The 15,958-nt window shown below is 47.9% G+C and carries 17 protein-coding genes and 5 tRNA genes; 8 read left to right on the top strand and 14 right to left on the bottom strand.

All coding sequences use genetic code 11. The features are described from left to right. Positions 1 to 34 precede the first annotated feature (34 nt). From WCX18_RS00770 to WCX18_RS00785, 4 genes are read left to right on the top strand one after another with little or no spacing between them, the layout of a single operon-like run. On the top strand, positions 35 to 1,099 hold the full coding sequence (locus WCX18_RS00770; protein ID WP_345988738.1) for an XRE family transcriptional regulator: 1,065 nt from the start codon (positions 35 to 37) through the stop codon (positions 1,097 to 1,099). Further along, a complete protein-coding gene (locus WCX18_RS00775; protein ID WP_345988740.1) occupies positions 1,080 to 1,574 on the top strand; it encodes a PIN domain-containing protein in 495 nt (164 codons plus the stop codon). The genes WCX18_RS00770 and WCX18_RS00775 overlap by 20 nt, the downstream gene beginning before the upstream one ends. A 9-nt stretch (positions 1,575 to 1,583) precedes the next feature. Further along, positions 1,584 to 4,733: a type I restriction endonuclease subunit R gene (locus tag WCX18_RS00780; protein ID WP_345988742.1), complete on the top strand. Its 3,150-nt coding sequence runs from the start codon at positions 1,584 to 1,586 to the stop codon at positions 4,731 to 4,733. Positions 4,734 to 4,750: 17 nt separating this feature from the next. Next, the gene (locus WCX18_RS00785; protein WP_345988744.1) at positions 4,751 to 5,470 is read left to right on the top strand and encodes a hypothetical protein; all 720 of its coding nucleotides are present in this window, start codon (positions 4,751 to 4,753) and stop codon (positions 5,468 to 5,470) included. 89 nt (positions 5,471 to 5,559) lie between these two features. Here the strand turns inward: WCX18_RS00785 and WCX18_RS00790 are convergent, their stop codons facing one another. The 9 genes from WCX18_RS00790 to WCX18_RS00830 form a co-directional block, all read right to left on the bottom strand. After that, positions 5,560 to 6,552, bottom strand: coding sequence for a hypothetical protein (locus WCX18_RS00790; protein ID WP_345988746.1), 993 nt, complete (start codon positions 6,550 to 6,552; stop codon positions 5,560 to 5,562). Positions 6,553 to 6,907: 355 nt separating this feature from the next. Then, complete coding sequence (locus WCX18_RS00795; protein WP_345988748.1) at positions 6,908 to 7,381, bottom strand: hypothetical protein; 474 nt, start codon at positions 7,379 to 7,381, stop codon at positions 6,908 to 6,910. Next, positions 7,374 to 7,829 (bottom strand): hypothetical protein, encoded by a 456-nt coding sequence (locus WCX18_RS00800; RefSeq protein WP_345988750.1) that lies wholly within the window; start codon positions 7,827 to 7,829, stop codon positions 7,374 to 7,376. The genes WCX18_RS00795 and WCX18_RS00800 overlap by 8 nt, the downstream gene beginning before the upstream one ends. Then, on the bottom strand, positions 7,829 to 8,083 hold the full coding sequence (locus WCX18_RS00805) for a hypothetical protein (RefSeq protein WP_345988752.1): 255 nt from the start codon (positions 8,081 to 8,083) through the stop codon (positions 7,829 to 7,831). Before WCX18_RS00805 ends, WCX18_RS00800 begins: the two co-directional genes overlap by 1 nt. A gap of 958 nt (positions 8,084 to 9,041) precedes the next feature. Beyond that, positions 9,042 to 9,127: transfer RNA gene (locus WCX18_RS00810), tRNA-Leu, on the bottom strand. A 107-nt stretch (positions 9,128 to 9,234) separates the two neighbouring features. After that, positions 9,235 to 9,311: transfer RNA gene (locus tag WCX18_RS00815), tRNA-Arg, on the bottom strand. A gap of 21 nt (positions 9,312 to 9,332) precedes the next feature. After that, a tRNA-Arg gene (locus WCX18_RS00820) sits at positions 9,333 to 9,409 on the bottom strand. A 61-nt stretch (positions 9,410 to 9,470) separates the two neighbouring features. Continuing rightward, positions 9,471 to 9,547 (bottom strand) — tRNA-His (locus tag WCX18_RS00825). 20 nt (positions 9,548 to 9,567) lie between these two features. After that, positions 9,568 to 9,645, bottom strand: a tRNA-Pro gene (locus tag WCX18_RS00830). Positions 9,646 to 9,765: 120 nt separating this feature from the next. Here WCX18_RS00830 and WCX18_RS00835 point away from each other — a divergent pair. Continuing rightward, positions 9,766 to 11,109 (top strand): sodium-dependent transporter, encoded by a 1,344-nt coding sequence (locus WCX18_RS00835; RefSeq protein ID WP_345988754.1) that lies wholly within the window; start codon positions 9,766 to 9,768, stop codon positions 11,107 to 11,109. A gap of 7 nt (positions 11,110 to 11,116) precedes the next feature. On the opposite strand, the gene ribE is transcribed toward WCX18_RS00835, so the two are convergent. Continuing rightward, positions 11,117 to 11,728, bottom strand: a complete 612-nt coding sequence (gene ribE / locus WCX18_RS00840) for a riboflavin synthase (RefSeq protein ID WP_345988755.1) — start codon at positions 11,726 to 11,728, stop codon at positions 11,117 to 11,119. A gap of 133 nt (positions 11,729 to 11,861) precedes the next feature. Between ribE and WCX18_RS00845 the strand changes: the two genes are divergently transcribed. Next, positions 11,862 to 12,848: a DUF1566 domain-containing protein gene (locus WCX18_RS00845; protein ID WP_345988757.1), complete on the top strand. Its 987-nt coding sequence runs from the start codon at positions 11,862 to 11,864 to the stop codon at positions 12,846 to 12,848. 89 nt (positions 12,849 to 12,937) lie between these two features. After that, the gene (locus tag WCX18_RS00850; RefSeq protein WP_345988759.1) at positions 12,938 to 13,375 is read left to right on the top strand and encodes a DUF1566 domain-containing protein; all 438 of its coding nucleotides are present in this window, start codon (positions 12,938 to 12,940) and stop codon (positions 13,373 to 13,375) included. 24 nt (positions 13,376 to 13,399) lie between these two features. Here WCX18_RS00850 and WCX18_RS00855 read toward each other — a convergent pair whose 3' ends face one another. Together WCX18_RS00855 and WCX18_RS00860 are read right to left on the bottom strand one after the other, a co-directional pair. Beyond that, a complete protein-coding gene (locus tag WCX18_RS00855; protein ID WP_345988761.1) occupies positions 13,400 to 14,086 on the bottom strand; it encodes a tetratricopeptide repeat protein in 687 nt (228 codons plus the stop codon). A gap of 68 nt (positions 14,087 to 14,154) precedes the next feature. Beyond that, complete coding sequence (locus WCX18_RS00860; protein WP_345985680.1) at positions 14,155 to 14,352, bottom strand: hypothetical protein; 198 nt, start codon at positions 14,350 to 14,352, stop codon at positions 14,155 to 14,157. Positions 14,353 to 14,498: 146 nt separating this feature from the next. Here WCX18_RS00860 and WCX18_RS00865 point away from each other — a divergent pair, with 146 nt between their 5' ends. After that, entirely contained in the window at positions 14,499 to 14,948 is a 450-nt protein-coding gene (locus WCX18_RS00865; RefSeq protein WP_345988762.1) for a glycine zipper 2TM domain-containing protein, read from the top strand. On the opposite strand, the gene WCX18_RS00870 is transcribed toward WCX18_RS00865, so the two are convergent. Together WCX18_RS00870 and WCX18_RS00875 are read right to left on the bottom strand one after the other, a co-directional pair. Continuing rightward, positions 14,942 to 15,373: a hypothetical protein gene (locus WCX18_RS00870; RefSeq protein WP_345988764.1), complete on the bottom strand. Its 432-nt coding sequence runs from the start codon at positions 15,371 to 15,373 to the stop codon at positions 14,942 to 14,944. The two genes, WCX18_RS00865 and WCX18_RS00870, sit on opposite strands and share 7 nt — an antisense overlap. Next, the gene (locus tag WCX18_RS00875; RefSeq protein ID WP_345988766.1) at positions 15,370 to 15,957 is read right to left on the bottom strand and encodes a hypothetical protein; all 588 of its coding nucleotides are present in this window, start codon (positions 15,955 to 15,957) and stop codon (positions 15,370 to 15,372) included. Before WCX18_RS00875 ends, WCX18_RS00870 begins: the two co-directional genes overlap by 4 nt. Position 15,958 lies beyond the last annotated feature (1 nt).

Here is a 15,958-nt window from a genome sequence, read left to right on the forward strand (position 1 = left end):
GTTTGTTTTGTAAACTTAGTATGAGGAGGTGCTTATGTTGGCCCAACGCATAGAACGTGCGCGTAAGACTTCCGGATTGTCGTTACGCGATTTGGCAGCAAAAGTTGGTGTAAGCCAGACAGCTATCAACAAATTTGAGAAAGGGACTTTAACTCCCGACTCAACAATGTTGATCAAACTCGCAAAAGCCCTGAATGTGAAAGTCGGATATTTTCTGCGTTCAACGACACTGGAACTTGAAAAACCGGAATACCGTAAAAAGAGTACGCTTTCTGCAAAAAAACTGCAGATGATAGAGGGAAAAATCCTTGATTTGATTGAACGTCGGATGGAGCTTGAATCACTTTTTCCGAAGCCGCCGGTCCAGGAATTTGTCATCCCTAGTAATTTGCCAGAGCAAGTTACATCGATGGATGAAATTGAAGAAGTGGCAAAGTCGGTACGAGAACAGTGGCAACTGGGGTTAAACCCGATTCCGGAACTCGTGGATGTGCTTGAAAGCAAGGGGGTCCGTGTATTTGAAATAGGGGAAAGCGCTGATAGCAAATTTGACGGTTTGGCCGCCAAAGTGAATGGTCAGCGTGTCATTGTAATCTCTAGTAATTGGTCCGGTGACCGTCAGCGGTTCACCATGGCACATGAGCTCGGACACCTTATCCTTGAAGGACGTCTTATCGATGAACTGGATGAAGAGCTTGCTTGCCACCGTTTTGCAGGAGCATTCTTGCTGCCGGAAGATGCAATCTGGTCTGAACTTGGCGAATTTCGAACCCGACTGGAGCTCCAGGAATTGCTGATGCTCAAACAGGAGTTCGGTATCAGTATGTCCGGGATCCTGTATCGTGCAAAAGATCTTGGAATCATCAAGCAGAGCTATCATAAACAGTTGATGATTGAGTTCTCGAAGCGGCGCTGGCGTAAAAATGAGCCTCAACCATATCCGGCAGAAAAACCGCACCATTTCAAGCAATTGGTATTTCATGCTTTGGCCGAAGAATATATCGGGGAATCAAAAGCTGCGGATTTGATGGATATGAGTGTCCATAAATTTTATCAATTACGAATGATTGAGGATGGGCATGCAGCTTCTGATCAGTGATACAAATATTATCATTGATCTCGATGTGTGCGGGCTCATCGAAAAGATGTTTGACCTCTCATATGCGTTTGCAGTGCCTGATGTACTGTACATTGAAGAGCTTGAGGAGCAGCACGGAGAGTTGCCTGCCTATGGGTTATTGATCAAATCGCTTGAATCAGAAAAAGTCGATTATGCTGTTGCGCTTCAGGCCAAGCATATAGAAACCAGCCCAAATGATCTGTTTGCCCTTGCTTTGGCGAAACAGGAAGAGTGCCCTCTTTTGACAGGGGACATGGCATTGCGTACTGTAGCTGCTGAAGAAGAAATTGAGATCAAAGGGACACTCTGGATTGTAGAACAAATGGTTGTTCAGGGTATCATTGGCATTGATCGTGCCGAGGGAGCATTTGAGGATATGAAAATGAAGCAGCGCAGGTTACCTTGGAAAGAAGTTGAGCGAATGCTTGAACGGCTCAGGGATAAATTGGAATAGGGCGGCATAATGAGCTATAGTGAGGACGCTTTAGTAGAACAACCTGCCATTCAATTCTTTGAGGGAATGGATTGGGAAAGCTGCCACTGCTATGATGAAACTTTTGGTCTGGAAGGAACTCTTGGTCGAGAGGACCGTTCGAAAGTTTTCCTATTCGGTCGTCTTTATGAAGCTATCGAGAAACTAAATCCCGGACTTGAGAACCATGTCATTCAAGAAGCAATAGAAGAACTGACGCGCGATCGATCTTCCATGAGCGTTATTGCTGCAAACGAAGAGGTCTACGATTTTATTAAAGATGGCGTCAAAATCAATATCATTGACGAGGACAGCGAGGACACAGTAACCGTAAAAATCATTGACTGGGACGTTCCGAAAAACAACAACTTCCTTCTCACATCGCAGCTATGGATTACCGGGGAAGTTGAAACTCGGCGAATGGACCTGGTCGGATTCGTGAATGGCCTCCCGCTCGTTTTCATTGAACTCAAAACCTCGCACCGGAAACTCATTAACGCATACAAAGACAACCTCAAGGACTACCGCTCAACTATCCCCCAGCTTTTCTGGTACAACCAGCTGATCATCCTTTCAAACGGCATCCAGTCCCGGGTAGGAACGATCTCAAGCGGCTGGGAGCATTTCGCCGAATGGAAAAAGGTTGAAAGTGAAAAAGAAGAGCGTCGCGTCAGCCTAGAAGTAATGCTGCGCGGTACCTGCGACAAAACCCGCCTGCTGGATATCATCGAGAATTTCATTCTTTATATCCGAAAAAAAGAGACGGTGAAGATCGTTGCCAAGTATCACCAGTACCTCGGAGTCAACGAAGCGCTCGCAGGAGTGCGGCATATCAAGGAACTCGAAGGCAAGCTAGGGGTCTACTGGCATACCCAGGGGAGCGGCAAAAGCTTTTCCATGATCTTCTTCTCGAAAAAGATCTTCCGAAAAATACCGGGGAACTGGACGTTCGTCTTGATCACTGACCGTACCGATCTGGACGACCAGATATATAAGGGTTTTCAGGCTGCAGGGGTTTTGATACAGGAGTGCCAGGCGGAGTCTGGCGATGATCTGAAACAACTCCTGAAAGAAGACCATCGGTATGTCTTCACACTGATACAGAAGTTCGGTACAAAGGGTGGAGAGACCTTCCCGGAACTCTCCGATCGTGATGATGTCATTGTCATTACGGATGAAGCACACCGAAGCCAGTATGCATCGTTGGCAATGAACATGCGCAAGGCATTGCCGAATGCCGCCTTTATCGCCTTTACCGGAACGCCGTTGCTTGCCGGTGAAGAGAAGACGAAAGAGGTCTTTGGCGACTATGTCAGTATCTACAATTTCTCCGATGCCGTTGAGGATAAAGCAACGCTGCCACTTTATTATGAAAACCGGGTACCGGAGGTCAATCTCAACCGAGAGGATCTCGGCGAGGAGATCGTCGATATCCTCGACCAGGCGGATCTTACCGACGAGCAGGAGGCAAAACTTGAGCGCGAGTTTGCCAATGCCTACCACATCATCACCCGCGAGGAACGGCTTGATACCATCGCAGACGATATCGTCGAGCACTATATGGGGCGCGAGTTCATGGGCAAGGCTATGGTTGTTTCGATTGATAAGGCAACGGCTATCCGAATGTATGACAAAGTGCAGAAAGCCTGGAAACACAAACTGGGGCGACTGAAGGTGAAGTCCCGCGTGATGTACGGTTCCAAACTGGCAAAGATCAAAGAAGACATAGCCTATATGGAGCGAACCGATATGGCCGTTGTCGTCTCCGGAGGCCAGAACGAATACGAGCGTCTTGCTGCGAAGGGAATCGACCTAAGACCCCATCGGGAGCGGATGCAGCGAGAGAGGCTGGACGAAAAGTTTAAAGACCCCGACGATCCGCTGAACATCGTGTTCGTTTGTGCCATGTGGCTGACCGGATTCGATGCCCCGTTCACGTCCACGCTCTACCTAGATAAACCGTTGAAAAACCATACGTTGATGCAGACCATCGCACGGGCCAACCGGGTCTATCCGGGCAAGCCAAACGGACAGGTCGTGGACTATATCAATATCTTTGGAGCACTGCAGGAAGCACTGGGACGATACGGCCACGGTGTCAAGGAGCCTTCAACCGGATACGGCGAAGAATCTGATACACCGGCGCAGGATAAAACCGTACTGTTGCATGCCCTTGAAAATGCTATTTTTGAGCTGCAAAAGTATTTGCGTGAACGTAAAATCGATCTTGATGAGATTATCACTGCGAATACGGATGACTTTGTGAAGCTCCGACTGCTTGATGAAGCAAGTGAAATCCTTCTTGAACCGGCCAACGAAGATGAGTTCACTTCCTATGTGAGACAGATAAACCGGATATTCAAAGGCATCCTTCCTGATACGCGAGCCGATATCTACGTGCGGCAGCGTGTTGCGATAAACGTCATTTATCGTCAGATGAAGATCAAGAGTGGCGAAGACATCGATGACGAGGATGTACTGCAGGTGATCCGCAACCAGGTCAACGAGTTACTGGATGAATCCATAGAAACTGTAGCAATTGAATCCCACCTCCCTGAACCTGTCGACATCTCCAATATTGATTTTGAAGCATTGGCGAAGATGCTGGATCGTATCGAAAAGCCGAAGACATCAGATGCCGATAAACTGAAAAACCTTATTGCCCGAAAGCTGCCAAATATGGTAAAGCGCAACAAGCTTCGTCAGCAACTGCAGGAAAAGTTCCAGGAACTGGTGGATCAATACAATCTGGGAGCATACACGACCGAAGAGTTCTTTGAGAAACTCAAACAGTTTATCCGTGATGAACTAGATCCGGAAGAAAAACGTGCAATGCGTGAAGGACTTAGTGAAGCTGAGCTGGCGATATTCGACCTTCTGGTGTCGGAAGTTCATCTGAGCGAGAAAGAGCGCAACGACATTAAACGTATTGCGAAGGATCTGCTCGAAAAACTCAAAGAAACACTGGTGATTGACTGGCGTAAAAAGCAGCGCTCCAAAGCACAGGTGAAACGTGTAATTGAGGATGTTCTGGATGAATTACCAGCAAGTTATGATGATACGATTTGGCCACATTCTGTGGAGTTGGTTTATCAGCATGTCTTTGATGCCTATAGTGGTCGAGAACAGAGCGTTTACTGAGTAGAGGGGGGAGAAAGATGCAGTACTATTCAGGTGATTGGAAGCTTGGTATCAAAAGCAAATCACATAGGGCAGAATTTTCTCCTAACCCGGATGACAGAAAAAAGTCTGAAGTCAAATATCATGAATATGCCAGACGTCTCAAAGAAGAAATGAATCAGGAGATGGCTTATCGAGTTGAGATAAACAAAATAAGGCATCAATATGGCCTTGAGCCTTTCCTCGACCAAGAAACTTTTAATGAATTAATTGATGATTGTGATTTAAAAGGTGAAGCCTTATGGCATTATCTATGTGAATATGATGGGGAACCACCTAAAAATAGTATTGAGAAGCCCAGGCACTCATTAGAAGTGATGATTGCGCAAAATCTTCCAGTCGTTTCCAGTGAAGCATTGGTTGAATACCTTGATCTTGATCATAAAGATTTTATTGAAGCCATACAACTTTTACATAATGCAGAGGTGTTTTACATTGAGTATCTCACGATCGAGACTTTTCACGAATGCTTTCGACCTATTCCCATAAAAGGAACTAATGCATTCTATATTACATATGCAAGTCTATTGGTTCTAGCTGCAGTGAGAGCATATTCTGGACATATAACAAGAGAGTGCTTTGAACTACTCGATATGATGGAAGTTCGTTATCAAGAGCATAAAAGTATGAACGAATTTTATGGTTATTTTAGGAGTATTCACGAGGACATAGAATTTTATGTCAATGGTTTTCGTTGAGTCACAAGTAGCATTCAAATCATGAATAGTAAAGCTTGATTCCCACACGGTGGGCCAGCAGAAACACATTCCAATAGAGTGTTGCACGACTACCCTCCTAAATAGTGTTCAGTGATACTGGCCCTGTTGTGTTTCATCTCACTGCTCACTTGTTGAAGGGAATCGGTATACGAGTAGCCAGCCAGCGCGTATTCAAACATTCTTCGTTTTGCGAAATTCCAGCGAAACCCATGTGAGCCCTCTGCATTTTCATGTGCGATAGTGGATGCCCGTATGATGTCATCCCAGTATTGTTGACGATTGATTTTGAAAGAGCTGTTGATTCGCATGTAATCTTCAAGTAAACGGTATGTACTGATATCGATCAGTACATCTCCCTCTTTTCCACCTTTTTCTCGCGTGAAAATAATCCCTTTTTCAGTACCGGTAATCGGATCCAATCTTGTACCATGAAGCTGGGCTGATTTTATAAGTGCGACCCCCTCGATTCTTGCCCCTCCTTCATACTGGATACGAGCTGCTAATTGATGTTGTGGATCTGACAATGAATTGATGAGTGCTTCTGGATCAGAATAGGCACGGTGGTGATAATTGTCGGCGACAAAATTTAAATCCCTCGCTTCATCCAGGATATATTGTCGAATAGAAAAATCATAGGCTCTTTCTTCGTTGTGAATATTCCGTGAGAATAGCTTCAGAGCAACCTCAAGTTTTCCTAGCGCAGAGCATATCTTTTCCAGGTATTGTTTGGATGGGTAATATTCAATTTTATAGTCCATGTATGCGGCAACATGTTCAGATGAAACCTGCTCAAAATCTTTTATGCCCCAGTGTTCTTTGAGATAATTAAAGAAGTTGTTCCAGATATTTCGATAGCTTTCCATGGTTTTATAGGAAGCAACTTTTTGAAAATCAGGATGTTCAGGGTTTATACGTTCTTCTTTCTTTGCGCCGGATCTGAATATCTGCTTTGCGAGTTGTGCGCTTTGATAATAGACACTTCCCCGCATGGGAACTCCCTTTTTTATTTTGATAGTTTCAGCCGCTATCTTCGGCAAATATACTGTTAAGTCAATCTGCATTTTTTTACAAGACTTGCATCTGTCCTGGCTCTTTTGGTTGAGATGGTGCGAAGCTCTCGTGAGCGCTTCTGGGCTCCAACTATAAGTATCAGGTCTTTTAAAATAAAAGATGTAGCAAGCTTATCACGGAATGCTGTTCAATATTTTTACTATCAAAAATAAGATACTGGTAGTTGTTTTTTTCAGTTTCCATTTTTGGTGATAAAAGATGTCCATACCCTTGTAAATGTGCCTTTTGCATTGTAGAAAGTATGAAATGAAAGACAACGGACAAAACAATAAATTAACAAGGCAATAGACTTTGTAATGCCGACCAACGAAGAAGCCTCGTATAAAAGTAAGTGGCACCTCATGGTTAAGTCTCCAGGTATGGCATTTCTAAAAAGTTGCAACGGTCGATTTCTTTATTGATTCCTTGCGGGGTAAATGTGTATTCATACTCAAAGAGTCTTGAAAAAGAATAGCCCATAAAGGACATAGTGAAAAGCTTGTACATTGCTTTGGCTTCTGATCTTGAAATGAAAATATTTTTGTTGTCGACATTAAGTTTTAGGTTCTTTGAGTTTTTGTGTTGCGACACGGTGAAATATTTGTTTTGGTCATTCCCGAGCTCGAACATTTTCAGCTCTTCCATCAAATGAATAGTATCGGATAGTTTGGTTGTGATGAGTCTTTTACCTGCAATAATTGTGGCGCCTCGTAAGTACTGTTTATTCGTAGCATAAACAACTTGAAAAGCCTGGAGCAGGTAAATGCCTTTGTCCCCATTAAGTTCAATAGGGCGCAGCTGCATTATTGACTCGGGACCTACATATGTTGATTCATCCATGTTCTACATCCTTTTTATCGTTTTCAATGGATTCCCATACTGAGTGAATTGTGCTGTATGACACATCCAACTTGTGGTATTTGAATAAGTATTTGCTGATATCCCGGAAGCTCATGCCCTTTTCAATTTTGAGCTTTCTGACAATTGCCCAGTAGCCAAGAAGCTTTTCTCGTTTCAACTGAGGTTTATGATTCTTTCCTCGGATGTGAATGACATTTATATCAAGTTTATCCAGCGAAGTCGTTGTTGCGTGAATTGCCAAAATAAATGTTGCAAGAGTTAAAACGGATTTATCGACGTTGTAGTGCAGGCCTTTGAGTTTGTGGAAAAGTTGTCTCTGCTGCACAAAAATACTTAGTCTCGTATCTGTATCAGCACGCGCAAAAAAGCGAAGTTGCTGATTCTGTATTTCCGGAGACAAAGTCGTTATTCTTTCTATTGACTCCATTACTTTGTTCCTTCTGTTTCAATCAGCCATTTGGCTATATCCGTCAGCTTCCACATACGCCTCTTGTTGATGGTTGTCCAAGGGGGAATGATCTTTTTCACTAAGATCAATTTTTCCGGAAGGGCGTTTTTGCCACCAAATAATTTAGATAGTGATGAGTAACTACTTCCCCATTCATAGGGTGCCTCTTTCGAGTTCAACATCCACTTTTTATGCTTTTGATACATGAATTCAACAAGTTCTTTTTCGGTCATGGAGCCTCCTTAGATTGAAGAGAGTGAAGATTTTTCCTTTCTCTCTGAACTACAAATAAGGCGGATATTTCAAAAAGTCGCATTTCAAACGAAAAAAATTCAATTTATGTCAATTCCGGAGTGAGAAGTGAGGAGAAGCTGTAGTTTGGGGCTTTGAAGCTCCCAAAAATTTGGGCATACTTCTCCGCTTTTGAAATTTCACTTACTTAATTTACGTTACTATTCCATCGTTTCGATTGATCGTCGAATAGCCTCTTCGCCTTTTTCACGCTCAGCAAGAGCATACCCCCAACTGTCGGTTGTGCTGTACAGTTTGTTCCTTGTCCATGTATGTGAGAGTTCTGGATTTAGGTCGGTATGAGAAGGTGCAGAGTGCATTGTGTCTGCCACAGCGCCACTATCTGCGTGTAGTCGATCCCTCTTTCTGTTTCCATGTGAGGACCAGCCGCAGCTGCATCAATTTCTACTTTTTTTTCTATATTTCTGGTACGGCATTATGGCCAGAGACAATGATGAACACAATCGAAATATATACTTCACCAGACGCTTGATGAGACGCCTATCCAAATGATGACAATGCTATGAAGTTTGAGTAGGAACAGGTACCAAGTGTTCCAGGAGATTACTCAACGGGAAGCCAGGGATGGCTCCCCTCACTTTTGGGAGTGAAAAACACTTGGTACCCCGTTGAATAATCGCAACGGGTGAATCATAGTCGAAATCAAGGCCCTTGTTAATAAACGGTTTGGAGCGTTCAAGTTGTATCAAAACGTTTCATTCTGATGTAATCAAGTTCAGAAGAGATGCACAGCTGCACGATTAGCTTAAAAATGAAAAATAGTGACTGTAGTGATGGATAGGTTTATTTTGGGGGTTGTAGTAAAAAAGTAGTCAAAAAATGTTTTTCCGGTTTTCTTAAAAAAGGAGAGTTCGGCCTCAAAAGTGCCTATTTTAGGGGTGGTGCGGACGAGAGGACTTGAACCTCCACACCTTTTGGGCACCAGATCCTAAGTCTGGCGTGTCTACCAATTCCACCACGTCCGCGTGGGAATGTTAAATGTATCTCTTGTTTTCGGAAGAAAACAAAAGCTTTAATGCCAAAGCGGCAAGCGTAGAAAATCGGGCTTTGCACGGTTTTCGTTTTCAATAAGTGGTACGCCCTGCAGGATTCGAACCTGCGACCGATGCCTTAGAAGGGCATTGCTCTATCCAGCTGAGCTAAGAGCGCATCTATGATGGGAAACCCCGGTGGTGCGCCCGAAAGGATTCGAACCTTTAACCGTCGGATCCGAAGTCCGATACTCTATCCAGTTGAGCCACGGGCGCTTCCATAGTGAAAAAATGTATGGTGTATCAAAAAAAATCTATCGGGAATGTTGTCAAAACATGGGGTGGGTAATGGGGTTCGAACCCACGACCCCCAGTGCCACAAACTGGTGCTCTAACCGACTGAGCTATACCCACCATGAAGAATGTTGTAGAGGTGGTCGGGGTGAAAGGACTCGAACCTTCGGCCCCTTGGTCCCAAACCAAGTACTCTAACCATACTGAGCTACACCCCGACCTTGTCACCTCACACGGATAATCCGGATAAGTGAGGCGAAATTATAACCGATGTTAAGCCCGTTGTCAATACTTTTTTGCTTAAATAGATCGGTAAACAAAGAAGACAGGACACCCTGATGAAGATAGCACGCTTTAGCCGTATAGGATTTATTCTCGCCGCCGCCGGCAGTGCGGTCGGACTGGGAAATATCTGGAAATTCCCCTATATTACGGGGGAGTACGGCGGCGGCGCTTTCGTCATGGTTTATCTTTTTACGGTCATGCTCATCGGTTTCTCCATCATGATTGCCGAGCTGCTCATAGGGTTTCTCAGCCGCCGGGATGCTTTGACCGCGTTTGAAGAGCTGGCTCCGCGCCATAAGGAGGCGTGGAAATGGGGCGGGTTGATGGCCTTTTCCGGCCTGCTCATCATGACCTTCTACTCCGTGGTGATCGGCTGGATCTTCAACTATATCTTCGTCTCGCTCGGCAGTCTGCCCTCTTCGCCGGAGGAAGCAGCGGGGCTTTTTAAGACGATGGTGGGTTCGGATATCAAAACCCAGATCTTCTACCATACGCTTGCCTTTGCCATCATCACCGCCATTATCATCCGCGGGATCAAGGGCGGTATCGAGCGGTTGAACCTGATCCTTATGCCGATGCTCTTTCTCATTGTCGGCGGGATGTTTCTCTACGCGACGACCCAGGCGGGTTTTTCGCAGGCGTGGGACTTTATGTTCAGTGTCGACTGGAGCAAGCTCAATTCCGAAGCCTTTGTGACCGCCGTCGGGCACGCCTTTTTCACTCTCTCACTGGGGATGGGGGCGCTGCTGACCTACTCCGCTTCTCTTCCCAAGGAGAGCAGCCTTGTCAAAAGTGCCCTTGTCGTCGTGGCCCTCGATACAGGCATTGCCCTGCTGGCCGGGCTGATGCTCTTTACCTTCCTCTACCAGTATGGTGCGGAACCCTCCGCCGGACCGGGCCTCGTTTTTATCTCGCTGCCGGCGGTCTTTTACGAAATGGGGGCACTGGGCAACGTCTTTGCCGTACTCTTCTTTATCTCCCTTGCCTTTGCCGGGCTCACCTCCGCCGTCTCCCTCGTCGAACCGATGGTCCAGCTGGCCATAGACCGTTTCGGCTGGAGCCGTTTCAAGGCCTCGGCGACCATGGGGCTGTTCTTCTACCTGGTCGGCATCGTTGTCATCTACTCGAACAGCAGTGACTACGGTGCGATGCTTACCTGGGGCGGCAAGAATCTCTTCGACTGGGTCGACTACGTTACCGCATCAATCCTGCTTCCGACCGGCGGACTGATCATGGCGATTTTTATCGGCTACGTCATCGAACCCAGCCGCGTCGAAGCGGCAGTGAAGCAGCAGATGGGCTTTGCCTACGGCATCTGGCACTTCAGCCTACGCTACATCGCCCCGGTGGCGCTGGTCGTCGTCATGCTGAACATGATGGGCATTTTGAAGTTATAGAAAGGGCTTAATAAAGCGCGGTGAAACGCTCGGCGGTCTCCCAGTCGAGCTTGGCATCCTTGTGCGCAAGAAAGTGGGCGATGTAGCGGGCGAACATATCTGTCTCGATATTCACCTTCGTACCGTTCCTGTAGCTGCCGAATAAGGTTTCACGCATCGTGATGGGGATGATGGTGAGGCGGAAGCTGCTCTCATATACGTCGTTGACGGTGAGGCTGACGCCGTCGATGGCGATGGAGCCCTTGGGCACGATATAGGGGATGAACTTCTTGTCGACATCGATGACGACGTCGTAGCTGTTGCCGTTGTCGGTGATGCTTTTGACGGTGCCGACGGTGTCCACGTGCCCCTGGACGATATGCCCCTCCAACCGGTCGCCGAACTGCATGGCCGGTTCGATATGCACGCGCCCTTTGAGGTTCTCCGTGGCGATGATCCCCTGCGTTTCGGGGGAGAGCTCGACGGTGAAACCGTCGCTTTCCAGGGAGACGACGCTGAGGCAGGCGCCGTTGATGGCAATGGAGTCGCCGAGCTTCGGGCGGTAGGCGGCCTTGAGACTCAGCCTGTCCCCGCCATACTTCTTTACCGTTGCCATCTCCCGGATCAACCCTGTGAACATTATGCGTTGCCTCCAAATTCATAATTCCATATTGTACCTAGTCCATGATTGATTTTAATTTCAGGCCAATCTAAGTGCCTTTTTAATGTTTAGGGAATAGCATTAAAGTTAATATATGTTCAAAAGGACTGTTATGCGTTTATTGATATTTCCATTGTTGGCCGCTACTATGACGATATGGTTTGCAGGTTGTGGTAGTGGGGATTCTACTGAATCGACAAGTCCAGACGGTGCTCCATTGAATGTATTGTCAATGTCGCCTGACGGCAATGCAACGGGTGTCGTGCCTGATACGAATATTTCTGTAACCTTCAGTGCTTTAATCAGTGCAGCAACCATCAATGCAACAAGCTTTGAAATTCAAGACGAGAGTAATAGCAGTGTTGTGGGGAACATTGTCGTTAATGGAGCTAAAGCGATATTTGATCCGGTCGGGGACTTGTCATTTGGAACAAAATACACGGGGATACTTACAACACAAGTTACCGATGTACAGGGCAATCCGCTTGCACACACATTCAGGTGGAGTTTCACAACGATAATTGCACCGGTTCTTTTCAAAACAGGTCAGACGAAAAGCTATGATGAAAACGGTATCGAAGTGATTGATAGCTCTCTCAAAGATGATGGTTACTACCAAAAAGGAGATGATCATAATTATTCCCGAGACAATGCCAACGAGATCGTCACTGACCATAGCAGCGGTCTGATGTGGCAGGATGACGCCAATGTTACCAGTGTTTCGAAACCCTGGTTGACCAGTTCAAATGCTCTTTTATGCTCGGATTCCGGTGACGCAACATCGTCATCTTGTCTTGATACCTCTGGGGATACGGCTGCAACTTATTGCGAAAATCTTACACTAGGTGGGTTTACTGATTGGCGGCTGCCGACACTCAAGGAATTGGAAGGCTTGAGTGATTTTGGCATTTATAATCCAGCTTTGAGCCCGGTGTTTCAACATGTTGTGAGCACAGAAAGTTTTTCCATTTATTGGTCTTCTACATCATATGTGTATTTTCCAAATTTTGCATTGGGGATAAATTTCTATCATGGGGGTTCGACAAATAATTACAAAGATGCCGACGGATTCATCCGGTGTGTAAGAGTCAAGCAGTAATTTTCTCTCCATATCCCGGCAATTACATTTGTTGAATGGTGCCATGGGCTTATGCGAAGTTATAAATCCCGATCAATAAGGCAGGAAAAATGAAACGAATTCTTTTGATTTTGAGTGTTTTCATAACAGTGTTGCAAGCTGATTTCAGCCGCGATGCAGACGGTATAGTCACCGACAATATTACAGGTTTGCAATGGCAGGATAACGGCAGTGGCGGTACGCGAAATTGGCGTGGTGCTATCGATTACTGTGAGTCACTTGTCCTCGGCAGTTTCAGCGATTGGAGGCTGCCAAATATTAATGAACTGTTTTCAATTGTTGAATTTACACACCACAATCCAGCCATGGACCCTGTTTTTGAAATGTTAACAGGGGGATATTACTGGTCTTCCACGTCCAGCGCTGTTCTTCCCGGTAGTGCTTTGAGCATTTATTTTGATGATGGCGCCATGTGGAGTGTTGATAAGGTTAGTGGGGATGTTTTGAGTCACTACGGTTATACTAGGTGTGTAAGAGACGGGAAGTGAATTAAGAGCTGAAGAAAAGAATCGTTAAAAAACGATCTTCCCTTCGTCCTGCAGGCCCTTGATGATCTCTTTGGCCTTTTCGTGGCCGTTGTAGGCGGCTTTGCGGCACCACTCGAGCGCCTTGTCGTGGTCCTCTTCGACGCCGAGCCCCTGGTCATAGAGGAGGCCGAGGTTGAACTGCGCCTGCGCGAGTCCCGCCTCTGCGGCGCGGGAGAAACAGACATAGGCGCGTCCGAAGTCCTGGTGGACGCCGTGGCCCTCCTTGTAGAAGACGCCGAGGTTGTTGAAGGCTTCGCGGTGGCCGCGCTTGGCGGCCTCTTCGTACCAGAAGGCAGCCTCGGAGTAGTTCTGGATGCAGCCAAGTCCCCGTTCGAGCATCATTGCCGTTTCGTACATCGCCTGCGGGACTTCGTGGATGGCGGCTTCAAGGTAGTATTCGTGGGCTTTAAACTGGTCGTGCGCCACGCCGCCGAGCCCGTTGGCATAGAGAATGGCGAGGTTGAAGAGCGCATAGGGCTGTTTCTGTTCGGCGGCTTTTTCGTACCATTTCAGTGCGGCGGCATCATCGACGTCCGTGCCCTGCCCCTGTTGGTACATATAGCCCAGCGAGGCCTGTGCATCCGCGTTCCCGGCTTCGGCAAGTTCGCGGTAGAGTACGAAGGCGGTGGCAAAATCCTGCTGGTTGTAGGCGTTATGGGCTTCTTGAATCATGAACAAATCCCGGGAGTTTTTCCGCGATTGTAGATTAAGGCGGTTTAAGGAGGGGTTAGTCCGGGGCGTTAACGCCGGACTTTACGGTTTCCGCGGTTTTTCTCTTTGAGTCGGGTGATGACGTCTTTGAGACGCTCTTTTTCCGCCAGAAGCTCGTCGCGGACCAGGTGCTCCTCACCGCCGTCCACCTCGGGGTCATACTCCATAACCTCGGGCTCGTAATCTTTGTAGGGATCGTTTTGGGGTGTCTTATTTTCCTTGCTCATAATTATTATTTTAAAAGGCCGAGGCTTAGATTCGCCAAAAACGAAAAGACTACAATTGTTTTTAACCGTAGGGCGTTTCGTAAGGGGTCGCTGCCGTTCACGTTATGCTCACGTTTTTACACTATACTACAAAGAAAGGAGATGCCATGCGAAGTTTTTTGATCATTGCGACGGCACTGATGCTCGTGCTCGGCGGCTGTGCCGGACGCCAGGGGGCCGATTACGACGGCCGGACCTACCGTCAGGTGAAGCACTACCTCGTGGGCGTCGTGGTAGAGGAACGGCCGGTTCGGATCTCCGATGACGGTTCGGGGGCCTTTGTCGGCGCGCTGATCGGGGCCATTTTCGGCTCGGCGATCGGCCGCGGGCACGGCCGGGGGCTGGCAACGCTGGGCGGCGGGCTGGCCGGTGCCTACGTCGGCGGCGCGGCGGGACAGTCCAACGCCCAGGAGCTGACCGTGCGGCTAGACAGCGGGGAGCACATCGTCATCGTCGCGAAGGGCGAGCTCCGCTTCCTGCCGGGCGACCGCGTCAAGATCATCAAGCAGGGCAACATGGTCGAGCGGGTCGACCGCCTGCCCAACTACCCCTACTGACCGCGGCGGCACGCCGCCATGATCCGCTCCCACTCCGTATCGAACACCTTGTCGATATAGGCGCGGTGGTGGGGCACGGTACAGCCGGAGCAGTCCTGGTGGACGGCGTCGCCGTAAACACCTTCCTTTCCATCCTTTGAGGCGATCGCGCAGCTGCTATAGACCGTTTTGCCTTCACGCCATTCCATCCCCGCATCGCTGAAACGGAAATTGGGGCAGGCGCAGAGATAGCAGTTGAGCTTTTCCATATCGTGACACTTTTTTTTCTCCGCGTAGAGCGGGCAGAAGTCCGGCTCGGCCGCCACCATATTCTCAAAATCGAAATAGTCGATGATCTCCGCTTTGCCGAAGCCGCGGGCAAGCAGTTTCTCCATGATCGCCCTGTGTTTCTCGGCATGGGCATCGAACCACTCTGTATAGGTCATGCCCCTCTCCTTTCGGCGGGATGGAACGCCCGGTAGAGATAGTAGATGACGACGATTTCCGCGACCAGCAGCACATAGTGTACGAGGTAGACCTGTGCCTGGCTCTCACCGATGCCCGCGACGTACTCCACTGTTTTGTAAAAGAGAAACGAGACGAGCATCCCGGCGAGGTAGCCCGCCTGCTTGTAGACGTCGAGGTAGGTCAGCGCTTTGGCTCTTTCGATCAGGATCGTCTCCGCGCGCACCAGGTAGGAGCCGAAGGCGAAGGTGAGCTGGTAGCCGGCATAGACGAAGAGGGCACTGGCGTAGCTGTATGAAAAGAGCAGAAAGTAGAGCACGAGCAGCAGCATGACGATTTCGACGGCGAGGGAGATACGCCAGAACCAGGTCCGGTTGAGGATGCGGGTGTAGAAGCGGGCGATGACGAGCATGGCCAGGGCGAGCAGGATCCCGCCCAGGGAGTAGACGTAGGGCTGCAGGGGTGCGTAGATGATAAAGATGCTTCCCACCGAAATGCCGGTAAAGAGTGCGTTATAAAACTTGTACCAAATGAAGGGCCTCAGGGCGAGATTTCTGGCCTGCATC

This window comes from Sulfurimonas sp. HSL1-2 (assembly GCF_039645565.1).
Classification (GTDB): Bacteria; Campylobacterota; Campylobacteria; order Campylobacterales; family Sulfurimonadaceae; genus Thiomicrolovo; species Thiomicrolovo zhangzhouensis.